Consider the following 12,667-nt stretch of genomic DNA (forward strand, 5'->3'; position numbering starts at 1 on the left):
CGCCACCACCGCGACCACCGCGCCGGCCGGGGCCGACGTTGCGGGCACCGAGGCCGCCCCGGCCGATTCTGGGGCAACGGCCGCCGCCGATGCCGCCGCGGGCACGGACGCCGCCGCTGACGGCACCCTCCCCGGGGGAGCGGCCGCCGAGGGCACGGCAGCCGAAGCGCCCAGCGGCGACACCGCCGTCGGCGACACCGCCGTCGGCGACACCGCCGTCGGCGACACCGCCGTCGGCGACACCGCCGCGGTGGAGGGTTCGGCAGCGCCCGACGAGTCCGCCGTCTCCGACGGTTCCGACCCCGCCGGCACCACGGTGGTGCCGGCCGAGCCGTGTGCGTTCTCGCTCCCCGCCGACACCGGAGCCGGCGGCTCGGTGGCCGAGGCCACGACCACCGAACCGGACGGGACGGCGCCCGCGGGCAGCGACGCCGAGTCGTCCGAGCCTGCCGACGACGGACCGTTCCCGATCGTGCGCTGCGACACCGGTCCCCCTGTGGCGCTGCTGCAGCAGACGCTGCAGCTGCAGGGGTACGCCGTCAGCACCATCGACGGCAAGTTCGGCGACGAGACCGACGCCGCGGTGCGTCAGTTCCAGGCCGACAACGACCTCGAGATCACCGGCATCGTCGACGAGGACACCTGGGCGGCGCTCGCTCCGGAGACCGGCGGCGAGGACGCCAACGGCAACGGCTACATCGATCCCGGCGAGATCGACTTCTCGCAGAGCGGCTTCCGCAACCTCGGCTGACTGTGAGGACGGCCCCGACCACGTCTCCGGGATCGTCCCGGGGACCGGGACGCACAGCAGCTCACCCAGATCCGCACGTGGCGAGCGAGCACCTTCGATCACCTGGGCTGACGCGGTCGGTCGGTCGAACCGGGAGGCGGGGACCAGGGACTCGCGCGGCGCTGGTGGTCTGTCGTCGAGTTGGTGAGGTGGATCGCGGCCTGGGCTCGTAGCTGGCAAGGCGCGAGGACGAAGGAATACACCCAGTCTTTCGAGGACGAGCAACGCAGCCAGCAGCGAGATCCAGCAAGCGAGACACCCTTACCAATCCGTCGACAGACCACTAGGTTGCCGCGACGTGGCAGTCGTACCGAGCGCGTCGTATTCGATCACCGTCCGGCTCGAGGTGCCCGCCGACGGGCTCCCGGCGAGTCAGCTGGCATCGGCGGTCGAGGCGGTGGGCGGCATGGTCACGGCCTATGACGTCACGGCCGCCCGCGGCGACCGGCTCCAGGTGGACCTCACGTGCGCCGCCCCGGATGCCGATCGGGCCGACGACATCGCCGCCGCCCTCGCGGCGGTCGAGGACGTCACTGTCCGCAAGGTGTCGGACCGCACGTTCCTGCTCCACCTCGGCGGCAAGATCGAGGTGCAGTCGAAGGTGCCACTGCGCACGCGCGACGACCTGTCGATGGCCTACACCCCTGGCGTCGCCCGGGTGTGCCGGGCGATCGTCGAGCGCCCCGAGGACGTCCGCCGGCTGACGATCAAGCGCAACACCGTCGCCGTGGTGACCGACGGCTCGGCCGTGCTCGGTCTGGGCAACCTCGGGCCCGAGGCCGCGCTGCCGGTGATGGAGGGCAAGGCCGCCCTGTTCAAACGCTTCGCCGGCATCGACGCCTGGCCGATCTGCCTCGCCACCCAGGACCCCGACGAGATCGTCCGCTCGGTGCAGGTGATCGCCCCCGTGTTCGGCGGGATCAACCTCGAGGACATCGCCGCACCGAAATGCTTCGAGATCGAGGCGCGCCTGCGGGAGCTCCTCGACATCCCCGTGTTCCACGACGACCAGCACGGCACGGCGATCGTCGTGCTGGCGGCCCTGACGAACGCTCTGCGAGTCGTCGGCAAACAGCTCCCCGAGGTTCGGATCGCCATGTCCGGTGCGGGTGCTGCCGGCACGGCGATCCTCGACCTGCTGCTCGCGGCCGGTGCTCAGGATGTGGTAGTGGCCGATGTCGACGGCATCGTGCACGTCGACCGTCCCGGCCTCGACCCCCAGCTGCAGCGCACCGCGGCCCGCACCAATCGGCGCGGCATCTCCGGACTGCTCGGCGCCGCGCTCGTCGACGCGGACGTGTTCATCGGGGTGTCGGCCGCCGACGTCCTGACGGAGGCGGACGTGGCGGCGATGGCCCCCGGCGCGATCGTCTTCGCCCTGGCCAACCCCGAGCCGGAGATCGATCCGATGATCGCCCGCCGCCACGCCACGGTGGTGGCCACCGGCCGCAGTGACTTCCCGAACCAGATCAACAACGTCCTGGCCTTCCCGGGTGTGTTCCGTGGACTCCTCGACGCCCAGAGCCACAGCGTTCCGCGGCACGCCCTGCTGGCAGCGGCGACGGCGTTGGCCGACGTGGTGACCAACGAGGAGCGCAACGCCAACTACATCGTGCCGAGCGTGTTCCATCCCGACCTGGCCTCGACCGTCGCCTCCGCCGTGGCCGCCGCCGTGCAACCCGGCGCGGCACCGGGCTGTGGCCCCGGGTCCCCACCATGAGCACCGGCGACCGGTCCGCCGGCGAACAGCTCGTCCGGGTGCACGTGGTGGTGCACGGGCTGGTGCAGGGCGTGTGGTTCCGCGAGTCGTGCCGCCGAACGGCGAGCGACCTCGGCGTGGCCGGTTCGGTGCGCAACCGGGCGGACGGCACGGTGGAGGCCGAGCTCGAGGGGCCCGAGCCGGCCGTGGCCCGCGTGGTGGCCTGGTGCCGCCAAGGCCCGCCACGGGCCGACGTGACGGGGATCGACGTGACCGAGCTGGAGCGCCGGCCGGTGAGCGACGGGCCGGCGGCGCCCGGCTCACGGTACGTCGGCTTCCACGTGCGCTGACCGCTCGGCGGACCTCGGCGGCCATGGCCGTCAGAACGGCTCTTCGCCGGCCGGAGATGCGGCGCCGACCCCGACGGGGACAGCGGGGACGCCATCCTCGGCACGCGCGTGGTCGGGCGGCGAGCTCTGGTCGGCGCGCGGGACCCGGGCGATGGTGACGTTGGCGAAGCGCACCGAGGCGCCGATGTCGGCGGCGACCATCTCGACCTTCGTCCGCTTGGTGCCGTCGTCGGCCTCCCATGTGCGCTGCTCCATGCGGCCAACGACGACGACCCGGTCGCCCTTGTGGAGCGATTCGGCGGCCCGCTTGCCGAGCTCACCCCAGGCGACGACGTCGAAGAAGCTCGTCTGTTCCTGCCAGTCGCCGTTGACCTGGTAGCGACGGTTCACGGCGAGACCGAAGCTGGCGATGCCCTTCCCCGAGGTGGTGGAGCGGTGCTCGGGATCACGTGTGATGTTGCCGGTGAGGATGCTGCTGCTGTCGTACATGTCGGTGTTCCTTTCGAACGTGGGGCTCGGCCCCGGTGGTGGAGCGGAGCGGCCTACGCCGCGAGGGTCTTGGCGACCTCGCTGAGCGACCGGCGGATCGCCGACGGCTTGGACCCGTCGGCGACGCGCAGGGCGAGCACCTCGGTGCGCGACTGCGTGGCGCCGCCGACCCGGAAGAAGCGACGGCGAACGAGGCCGATCACGATGACGGGGCTGGCCTCCTCGAGCCGTTCGGCGAGCTCGGTGGGCTCGAACCAGGCGACCGGGGCGTTGTAGACTCCGGTGGGGCCACGGGTGGTGACGTCGAACTCGACGAGTCGGTCACCCGACGGCAACGACCGCCGGCGCGGCTCGGCCGACAGGGCGCCGGTGAGGACGACGAGGTTGGCGGCGTCGAGAGGCGCCGCTCGGTTGGGCGTGGGCATGGTTCCTCCGCAGGACGGGCCTGCCACCGAGACGGGCGGTGAGCGGACCGGTTGGTGCTGGAGGATGTCGGTAGCCACCACCGTAGTGATGGCCTGTCACAGAGTTGTCGGGCCGTGCTCAACCGGCGCTGCACGCTGTGCTCAACCGGCGCTGCACGCTGTGCTCAACCGGCGCTGCACGCTGTGCTCAACCGGCGCTGCACGCTGTGCTCAACCGGCGCTGCACGCTGTGCTCAACCGGCGCTGCACGCCTTCCAGAACGCCCGGTAGGAGGGATACTCCAGCTCGGGCGTCACCCAGCCGGCGGCCACGAGCTCGTCGTGGAAGCGGGGCAGGTTGCGCCACGGCACGCCCATGTCGGCGTGGTGGGCGAGGTGCCAGCCGGTGTTGTACGGGACCATGCAGAAGCGGGCGAGGCGGCTCTGGCGGATCACGTGGGTGGTGCGGCGGCGGTCGGGAGACCGCTCCATCCCCCCGTGCTCGGCGATGGCCCGCAGGCGGTTCGATACCTTCCACAGCGTCAGCCACGAGCCGAGCCACACGACGTAGGCCAGCGGTCGCTGCACTGCGATCGACACGCCGAGCAGGACGAGCTGGACGACGAGGATCTGGAGCGCCTCCGGCGCCTTGCGTCGGGCTGCCGACACGAGGGCACGGATGTTCTTGTAGCCGCTCTGGCCGGTGGCGTCGCGGCGCAGCTTGCGGTGCCACGACGCCTTGGAGATCGGGTAGCCGTTGTACAGCGACAGGTCGGGCTCGTCTGGGCCCATCTCGTCGCGATGGTGGGCGAAGTGCGACCGGCGGTAGGTGCCGAACGGCTGGAACGTGGCGAAGCCGAGCACCCAGCGGCCGACGACGTCGTTCACCCGGCGATTGGGGAAGAGCAGGCGGTGGGCGGCCTCGTGGCCGAGGATGTTGAGCAGCGCGTGGCCCCGCCCCATCAGCACGAAGGCGGCGAGCCACGCCCACCAGGTGTTGACGACGGCGGCCGCGACGACCACGCCGTAGGTCTGCGCCACGGCGGCGACGACGGTGACGGCATTGCGAGCCGTCGGGATCCGTCGCAGCTCGTCGCGCCACGGCCGAGCCATGACGCCCTTGGCGTTGATCCGATCGGTGGGCAAGACGTCGGGCAGGGCCGAGTCCGCCGGCACCATCGACCGGCGAGGGGCCGTCACGGCCTCGGTCGTGTCCCGGTCGGCCACCGTCATACCCTCATGGTACAGAGTCCGATCACGGCGATCAATTCTTGTGACAGACGGCCCGGGTAGCGTCCAGGCGGTGAGCGATGGACCGGCCACCGATCAGCAAGTCGGCGACCAGCAAGTCGGCGACCAGCACGTCCGGCCGTTCAATGCCCGGTCGCTGGTCCTGTCGGTGTTGCTCGGCCTGCCCGAGCCCGAACTCGACACTCCCGCCCTGATGCGGCTCGCCGGCCTGTTCGACATCGCCGACGGCACCATGCGCACGGCGCTGTCACGCATGGTGACCGGCGACGATCTCGTCGCCCTCGGCGGCGGGTACCGCCTCGCCCCGCGGCACGCCGAGCGCAAGGCCGCCCAGGACCTGGGGCGCACGATGCCGCCGGGCGCGTGGGACGGTGCCTGGTGGATCGTCGCGGTCACCGCACCCGCCCGCGCCCTCGCCGAACGACGTGTCTTCCGCAGCCACATGACCAACGCCCGCATGGGGGAGCTGCGGCCCGACACGTGGCTGCGGCCGGCGAACACCGCCGCTCCCAACCTGGCCGGCTCCGACGCCGTCGCCGTCCGGGGGCCGCTCAGCGGAGGCGACAGCGGAGCGCTCGTGGCAAGACTCTGGGATCTCGACGCCATCGCTCGCCGCGGCAGCGACCTCACCGACCGCCTCGGCGAGGCCTCCCGCCGTCTCGAACGGGCCGGAGCGCCCGGCATCCCGGCCGCGATGCTCGTGGCCGCGGACTGCGTTCGCTACCTGCGTGAGGAGCCCTATCTCCCGCCGGCGCTCACGCCGGACGCATGGCCGATCGACGACCTACGACAGGCGTACCGGGAGTTCGACCGACTCCTCGGCCGCACCCTCGCCGCCGCCCTCACCCCCACCCACCCGAGTGTCGGGCGCCCACCGTCGGGACGTTGAACACTCCGATGGGTCAGACGCCACCCGCCAGGCGGCGATTCCACTCGTCACGCGTGACCGAGTCACCGACGGCGGTCCGGGCCACGGCCTCGGCGTCGGGCGCTCCCCAGATCGCGGCGAGCTCGGCCAGCACCGCCCGCACGCTCCGGGCCGGCCACACGCGGCGCTCGGCCGGGATCGCGGCCAGGGCCACCGGGGTCGCCGCGAGTCGGAGCGGGCCCGCGGTCGACTCGTAGGCCCAGACCGCAGCCGGCGGTTCGTCGAGCCCAGGTACCGGGCCGAGCTCGACGGCGGAGGCCGCCACCTCGACGCGCCGGTACGCCGGCTCGGGGGCATGCACGCCCTCGCTGGCATCCATCCGCTCCAACTGCGCTGGTGTCAGCCACGTCACGTGGACGTGGGCGGCGACCGCATCACAGCGGACGAACGTCGCCGGGCACGCCCCGTAGGCGGTGAGCCGGGCGGCGAACACCACGTCGTGGTCGCGCAAGCGGGCGGTCGTCACCGGGATCGTGGCGGCATCGTCGCCCGGGCCGAACTTGCGCGCCAGCTGCTCCGGCGCGGCGTTCGAGCCGATCGCCAGCACCGGGATCCGGCCGGCGGCGACATCCCGTCGCGGCAACGGCCCGAGCGCCCCCGTCAGACCGTCGAACACGAAACTGCCTGCCGGACGGTCGTACGGATATCCGAACGCCCGGGCGAGGGTCGCGTCCGCCGGGTCCATCGACGTGCGATCAGTCGCCGATGTTGCCGGGGCCGGTCGGGGGGACGAGCACGGGAAGCCATCGAGCGGCCGGCACGAATCGGAACGGTGAGCGGAGCTGGACCACCTCGGCATCGAGCGCGGCGGTCACCTGACGGCGCCGGAGGCGCGCCACGACCGGGCGGGACGTGACGGTGCGCTCGAGGCGGTCGCTGTCGTCGAGCCGCCCGCGCAGCAGGTCGGCGAGCACGCGAGCCCGGGCGAAGCGGGCGTCGGCCAGCCCGACGCGCACGTCGAGCACGCCGGCATCGAGGCTCTCCCGCTCGGCGACGTCCTCGACCCCCGTGCCGTAGCGCCCGTTGCCGGCCCAGAGCAGCCAGGCCCGATGCTCGACCCCGTCGACGTCCACCGAGAACCGCTGCAGCCGCGGGAGGTGCGAGGCGAAGGCGACCACCGCCGCCAGCGAGCGGGGCAGGCGGGCGCGGAGCCGCTCGCGGGTGCGCACCATCTCGGGATACCAGCCGATCGCGCAGGTGTTGAGGAACACCTCGCTCGACGCCGGGCCGTCGAGTGCTTCGACCTGGGCGACGGGAACCGAGCGGACCCGACCCGACTCGATGGCCGCCGATGCGGCGTCGAGATCGTCGATCGCCAGCGACCGGGCGAAGTGGTTGTACGTGCCGAAAGGGACCGGCAGCAGCGGCACCTCGCCGTCGGCGAGCACGCTCGCCGCGGTGCGCAACGTCCCGTCGCCGCCGACCACGGCGACGTAGGGGGGATGGCCGGCGGCCGCCCCGCGGACGGCCGCCTCGAGGTCGTCGCCGCCGTCGCGTCGCTCGATGCCGTGTCGCCGGCACCAGTGGTCGATCGCCGAGAGGTCGCTGTCGGTGCCGTTCCCACTGGCGCCGTTGGCGATGGCGATCGGCGGGCCGGCGGTCGTGCGGAACGTGTCGGTCACCGCCCGGCCGAAGCTCGGGCCTGGAGCGAGGCCACCCAGTCGTCGGCCGCCCGCCAGCGGGCGTCGTGGGGCTCACCGTCGTGATGCTCAGCGGCGCCGGCGATGGGATAGGACCCGAGGAACTTCACCCCGCCCTGCTTCGAGTGCAGGGCGCGCAGGGCGTCGGCGAGGAGCTCGTCGGTGATGTGCGCGTCGGCGTAGATGACGAAGCAGTAGTCGCCGAGGCCGCCCTCCTTGGTGGGCCGGCTGATGAGGTTCGACAGGTTGATGCGCCGGGCAGCGAACTCTTGGAGGACCGACAGCAGGCTGCCGGGAGCGTCGGCGCGCTGGTAGACGACCATCGCCGTGCGGTCGTGCCCGGTCCGGCGGGGAACGAGGTCGCGGGCGACGACGACGAAGCGGGTCTGGTTGCCGGCGTGGTCGGCGATGTCGTCGACGATCACGTCGAGGCCGTACCGATCGGCCGCCACACGCGGGGCGATGGCGGCGAGGCCCGCTTCGGGCTCGGCACCGTGCTCGCCCTCGGCGACGATGCGCGCGGCACCGGCCGTGGACGAGGCGGCGCGCACCTCGGCCGACCGCAGCCGCTCACGCAGGAAGCGGTGGCACTGCGCCGTGGCCACGGGGATCGACACCACGGCCTTGATGCCTTCGAGTGTGAGGCCCCGGGCCCCGACCAGGCAGTGCTCGATGTCGAGCACGATCTCCCGGGTGATCAGCAGCTCGTAGTCGAACGCGAGGGCGTCCTGGGTGAAGTTGACCGTGCCCTCGATCGAGTTCTCGATCGGCACGACACCGCAGTCGACGTCACCGGCGGCGACGGCGTCGAGCACGTCGGGGACGGTGGCGTAGTCGATGAGTTCGGCCGCGGCGAGATCGGCCTGGGTGCGGACCGCCTGCTCGGTGAACGTGCCGAACGGCCCGAAGAAGCCCACCCTCCGAATCGAGTGCGCACTCGAACGGGGGTCGGTCTCTCCGGTGTCCATGCCTCGCGACGCTAAGGGCTCGCCGGCGGATTTCCTGCGCGCGTATCGGCGCGGCAATGCCGCGGTGAGCGCCCGGTCTGCCAGCATCTCTGGCAGCATGTCGGCCGTGGACGAACCGACCCTGCGGGCGCTGCTCGACGATCTCGCCGCCGGCCGGGTCGACGCCGACACGGTGATCGCCCGCCTGCGGACGCTGCCGTTCGCCGACGTCGGCGGGGCGCTCGTCGACCACCATCGGGCGCTGCGGCAGGGACGACCCGAAGCGGTGTTCGGTCCGGGCAAGTCGCCCGAGCAGTGCGCGCGCATCGTCGCCGAGCTGCTCGACAACGGGATCGGGCCGGTGCTCATGACCCGGGCGTCGGCGGATCAGGTGAAGGCCGTCGAGGCCCTCGTCGGTCCGGGTGTCCACGAGGCCGGCTGCCTCCTCTACCGGGCTCCCGATCGTGTGCGCCCCGAACGGGTCCTCGTGATGACAGCGGGCACGGCCGACCTGCCGGTCGCCGACGAGTGCGCGATCACGCTGCGGGCGTACGGGTTCGACGCTGTGCGGATCACCGACGTCGGCGTCGCCGGGTTGCACCGGTTCCTCGATCGGGTCGACGACGTGCTGGCCGCCGACGCCGTGGTGGTCGTGGCCGGGATGGAAGGGGCGCTCGCCAGCGTGGTCGGTGGTCTCGCCGCGGCCCCCGTGGTCGCCGTGCCCACCAGCGTCGGATACGGATCGGGCCTCGACGGTGTGACCGCGCTGCTCGCCATGACGGCATCGTGCGCCAGCGGCGTGACGGTGGTCGGCATCGACAACGGCTTCGGCGCGGCGTGCGCCGTGGCCCGGATCCTGCGATGACCGGTCGAGTCCTCTACGTCCAGTGCTCGGCCGGGGTGGCCGGCGACATGCTCCTCGGCGCGCTCGTCGACGCCGGGGCCGACCGCATCGAGATCATGGACACGCTCGGCCGGCTCGACGTCGACGGCTACGCCGTCACGTTCGAGCGCGTCCAGCGCGGCGGTGTCGCGGCGACGTGGGCGAACGTGGTCGTCGACCACGTCGGTCACGATCATCGCCACGACACGCAGGACCACGGCCACGACCACACGCACGATCACGATCACGGCGACCACCCCCACCGGCCGGCGTCGACGATCCGCAAGCTGCTCGAGGCCTCCGATCTGCCGGGGCCGGTGCGCGACACCGCCCGGCGCGTCTTCGCCGTGCTCGCCGAGGCCGAGGGCGCCGTGCACGGCATCGCCCCCGACGACGTCGAGTTCCACGAGGTCGGCGCCGTCGACGCCATCGTCGACGTGGTCGGCATCGCCGCCGCCCTGCACTCGCTGGGCGTCGAGCTCATCGTCGCCGGACCGGTCGCCACGGGCCGCGGCACGATCCGGGCCGCCCACGGCGCGCTCCCCAATCCCCCGCCCGCGGTCGCCCGGCTGCTCGCCAGCCGGCAGATGCCGGCGTTCGGCGTCGACACCGACATGGAGCTGGCCACGCCCACCGGCGTCGCCGTGCTCGCCGCCCTCGCCGACGGGTTCGGCGCGATGCCGGCGATGGCGGTCGACAGCGTCGGTTACGGCGCCGGTACCGCCGATCCACCGGGACGGCCCAACGTCGTCCAGGTCCTGGTCGGGCGCCCCGCCGGCCAGTCGCTCACACCGGCTCCCGGCCAGCAGGCGGCCCTCGTCGAGGTGAACGTCGACGACGTGACTGGCGAGGTGCTCGCCCACACCATCTCCCGCCTGCTCGACGCCGGCGCCTTCGACGCCTGGGCGACGCCGATCGTGATGAAGAAGGGCCGGCCGGCGCACACCGTGTCGGCGCTGTGCGACCCGGCGCGCGTGGAGGCGATCGCCGCCGTGCTCCTCGCCGAGACGGGCAGCCTCGGCGTGCGGGCCTCCACGGTGACCCGCTGGCCGCAACGGCGTGAGCACGCCACGGTCGTGGTGGACGGCCAGTCGATCTCGGTGAAGGTCGGCGCCGGACGGGTGAAGGTGGAACACGACGACGCCGCGGCCGCTGCCGCCGCCCTCGGCCGCCCCCTCCGCGACGTCATCGCTGCCGCCGAGCGCGCCGCCAGCGAGCGCGCCGCCAGCGAACGCGTCGCCGCCGACGTTCACCCATTGGAGTACTGAACGTCACCCGAGTGTTGAACGGCCCACTGGGGGTCCTCCGGCACTCGGGCGCGGTTCAGTACTCGGATGGAAAATCGTGTGGGGCGGGAGGAGGGGCGTTCCTAACCTCGTGCGGTGGGCGCGATCCGCATCAGTCATCTCTCCTGGCGCCTGCCCAGCGGCATCGAGCTGCTCGACGACGTCTCGTTCACCGTCGGAGAGGGTGAACGCGCCGCCCTGGTGGGCGCCAACGGCGTCGGCAAGACCACGCTGCTCAACCTCATCGCCGGCGACCTCACCGCCACGAGCGGCACGATCAGCATCGACGGCCGCCTCGCCGTGATGCGGCAGCTCGCCTTCCAGCGCCACACGAGCGACGCGTGGACCGTGCGCGACCTGCTGGTCTCGCTCGCCGAGCCGCCGCTGCAGCGCGCCGCCGAACGTCTCCGCGCCGCCGAGGCCACGGCCGACTCCGACCCGATGGGCTACGCCCACGCCATCGCCGACTGGGGCGACGCCGGCGGGTTCACCGCCGAGGTGCACTGGGACGAATGCTGCACCCGCGCCGTCGGCCGGCCCCTCGCCGACATCGTCGATCGCCCCCTCGGCACGTTCTCCGGCGGCGAGCAGAAGCGCCTCGCCCTCGAGGTGCTGCTGCGCGGCGAGGCCGACGTGCTGCTGCTCGACGAGCCCGACAACTTCCTCGACGTCGAGGCCAAGCGTTGGCTCGAGCAGGAGCTGGTGGCGACCCGCAAGACCGTGCTCTACGTCAGCCACGACCGCGAACTGCTGGCGGCGACGGCCACCAAGATCGTCACCGTCGAAGCCCACGGCGCCTGGACCCACGGCGGCAGCTTCTCGACGTACGCCGAGGCCCGCCGCGCCCACCTCGACAAGCTGGCCCACGACCGCTCGCTCTACGACAACGAGCGGGAGCGGCTCGAGGAGCTGGTCGCCGAGATGCGCCGCCGGGCCAAGATCTCCGAGGTCTTCGCTCCCAAGCTGAAGGCCGCCGAGAGCCGCCTGCGTTTGTTCATCGAGAAGAACGATCGACCCGTCGAGGTCCGCGAGCAGCGCATCAGCATGCGCCTCGGCGGCGCCCGCACGGGCCGGCGGGCGCTCGTGGTGGAGCAGCTCGAGCTCGACGGCCTGACCGACCCGTTCGATCTCGAGGTCGACTTCGGCGACCGCGTCGCCGTGCTCGGCGGTAACGGCGCCGGCAAGAGCCACTTCCTGCGGCTCCTCGGCGGCGACGCCACGGTGGAGCACCACGGGCGCTTCCGCCTGGGCGCCGGTGTCGTGCCCGGCCTGTTCCACCAGACCCACGAACATCCCGAATGGACCGGCCGCACCCTCGTGGAGATCCTCCACCGCCACGACGTGGTGCTCGGCCCGGCGATGTCGATGTTGCGCCGCTACGAGATCCACCACTGCGCCGACCAGCCGTTCGAGACGCTGTCGGGCGGCCAACAGGCGCGCTTCCAGATCCTTCTCCTGGAGACGACCGGGGCGACGATGCTGCTGCTCGACGAGCCGACCGACAACCTCGATCTCGTGTCGGCCGAAGCGCTCGAGGCCGGCCTCGCCGAGTTCACGGGCACGGTGGTGGCCGTGACGCACGACCGCTGGTTCCTGCGCGGCTTCGACCGCTTCGTGGTCTTCGGGGCCGACTGCACGGTGCGCGACCACCTCTCGGTGCCCGCCGGGTGGGCCACGGCGTAGCCGGCCGGTCCGGCGGCGCAGGGATTCCTGTGCTGCTGAGGTTGCAGAAATGCAACCGGAGACGGCTGAGAATCGTGCTCTTGGTGGGTGAAGGTGGACGGATGGTCGTCGGACGGGGGGTTCGTAGCGTCCGGCCATGACCACACGTCGGGCCGGTCGCCGGCTCCTCGCCCTCGGTGGCGCCGCGCTCGCGGCGCTCGTCGCCATGCCCCTCACCGCCGCGGCCGCCGGCGCCGCCGCACCGTCGGACGCCGCGGTGCCGTCGCCGCCGTACGCCACCCCGACCACCACACCACCGGCGCCGGCGGCCGCGCCCAC

The 12,667-nt window shown here is 72.7% G+C and carries 13 protein-coding genes and 1 pseudogene; 8 read left to right on the plus strand and 6 right to left on the minus strand.

The genetic code is table 11. The features are described from left to right. The 3 genes from DN771_RS28555 to DN771_RS28565 all read left to right on the plus strand — a co-directional run. A partial coding sequence (locus DN771_RS28555) for a peptidoglycan-binding protein (protein ID WP_162942534.1) occupies positions 1–751 on the plus strand: 751 nt, incomplete at its 5' end. A gap of 337 nt (positions 752–1,088) precedes the next feature. Next, a complete protein-coding gene (locus tag DN771_RS28560; RefSeq protein ID WP_117000983.1) occupies positions 1,089–2,510 on the plus strand; it encodes an NAD(P)-dependent malic enzyme in 1,422 nt (473 codons plus the stop codon). Next, entirely contained in the window at positions 2,507–2,839 is a 333-nt protein-coding gene (locus DN771_RS28565; protein WP_117000984.1) for an acylphosphatase, read from the plus strand. The genes DN771_RS28560 and DN771_RS28565 overlap by 4 nt, the downstream gene beginning before the upstream one ends. Before the next feature lie 30 nt (positions 2,840–2,869). Here the strand turns inward: DN771_RS28565 and DN771_RS28570 are convergent, their stop codons facing one another. From DN771_RS28570 to DN771_RS28580, 3 genes are all read right to left on the minus strand, one after another. Further along, positions 2,870–3,328, minus strand: coding sequence for a single-stranded DNA-binding protein (locus DN771_RS28570; protein ID WP_117000985.1), 459 nt, complete (start codon positions 3,326–3,328; stop codon positions 2,870–2,872). 53 nt (positions 3,329–3,381) lie between these two features. Next, positions 3,382–3,753 (minus strand): single-stranded DNA-binding protein, encoded by a 372-nt coding sequence (locus DN771_RS28575; protein WP_117000986.1) that lies wholly within the window; start codon positions 3,751–3,753, stop codon positions 3,382–3,384. A 233-nt stretch (positions 3,754–3,986) separates the two neighbouring features. Continuing rightward, complete coding sequence (locus DN771_RS28580) at positions 3,987–4,964, minus strand: fatty acid desaturase family protein (RefSeq protein WP_117000987.1); 978 nt, start codon at positions 4,962–4,964, stop codon at positions 3,987–3,989. 70 nt (positions 4,965–5,034) lie between these two features. Here DN771_RS28580 and DN771_RS28585 point away from each other — a divergent pair, with 70 nt between their 5' ends. After that, entirely contained in the window at positions 5,035–5,871 is an 837-nt protein-coding gene (locus tag DN771_RS28585) for a PaaX domain-containing protein, C- domain protein (protein WP_117000988.1), read from the plus strand. 13 nt (positions 5,872–5,884) lie between these two features. On the opposite strand, the gene DN771_RS28590 is transcribed toward DN771_RS28585, so the two are convergent. Genes DN771_RS28590 through pheA form a run of 3 tightly spaced genes read right to left on the minus strand, consistent with a single transcriptional unit; the run spans position 5,885 to position 8,518 of the window. Continuing rightward, entirely contained in the window at positions 5,885–6,595 is a 711-nt protein-coding gene (locus DN771_RS28590) for a gamma-glutamylcyclotransferase family protein (RefSeq protein WP_117000989.1), read from the minus strand. Between the two features lie 10 nt (positions 6,596–6,605). Continuing rightward, a complete protein-coding gene (locus tag DN771_RS28595) occupies positions 6,606–7,532 on the minus strand; it encodes a diacylglycerol/lipid kinase family protein (RefSeq protein WP_117000990.1) in 927 nt (308 codons plus the stop codon). Continuing rightward, entirely contained in the window at positions 7,529–8,518 is a 990-nt protein-coding gene (gene pheA, locus DN771_RS28600) for a prephenate dehydratase (RefSeq protein WP_162942535.1), read from the minus strand. The genes DN771_RS28595 and pheA overlap by 4 nt, the downstream gene beginning before the upstream one ends. A 106-nt stretch (positions 8,519–8,624) precedes the next feature. On the opposite strand from pheA, the gene larB reads away from it, so the two are divergent. The 4 genes and pseudogenes from larB to DN771_RS28620 all read left to right on the plus strand — a co-directional run. Beyond that, on the plus strand, positions 8,625–9,362 hold the full coding sequence (gene larB / locus DN771_RS28605; protein ID WP_117000993.1) for a nickel pincer cofactor biosynthesis protein LarB: 738 nt from the start codon (positions 8,625–8,627) through the stop codon (positions 9,360–9,362). Beyond that, the gene (larC, locus tag DN771_RS28610) at positions 9,359–10,648 is read left to right on the plus strand and encodes a nickel pincer cofactor biosynthesis protein LarC (protein ID WP_117000994.1); all 1,290 of its coding nucleotides are present in this window, start codon (positions 9,359–9,361) and stop codon (positions 10,646–10,648) included. Before larB ends, larC begins: the two co-directional genes overlap by 4 nt. 114 nt (positions 10,649–10,762) lie before the next feature. Continuing rightward, a complete protein-coding gene (locus DN771_RS28615; RefSeq protein WP_117000992.1) occupies positions 10,763–12,349 on the plus strand; it encodes an ABC-F family ATP-binding cassette domain-containing protein in 1,587 nt (528 codons plus the stop codon). A gap of 136 nt (positions 12,350–12,485) precedes the next feature. Then, a pseudogene (locus tag DN771_RS28620) lies at positions 12,486–12,667 on the plus strand (hypothetical protein); the annotation flags it as partial.

It is taken from the genome of Desertimonas flava, from assembly GCF_003426815.1.
In the GTDB taxonomy this organism is placed as follows: domain Bacteria; phylum Actinomycetota; class Acidimicrobiia; order Acidimicrobiales; family Ilumatobacteraceae; genus Desertimonas; species Desertimonas flava.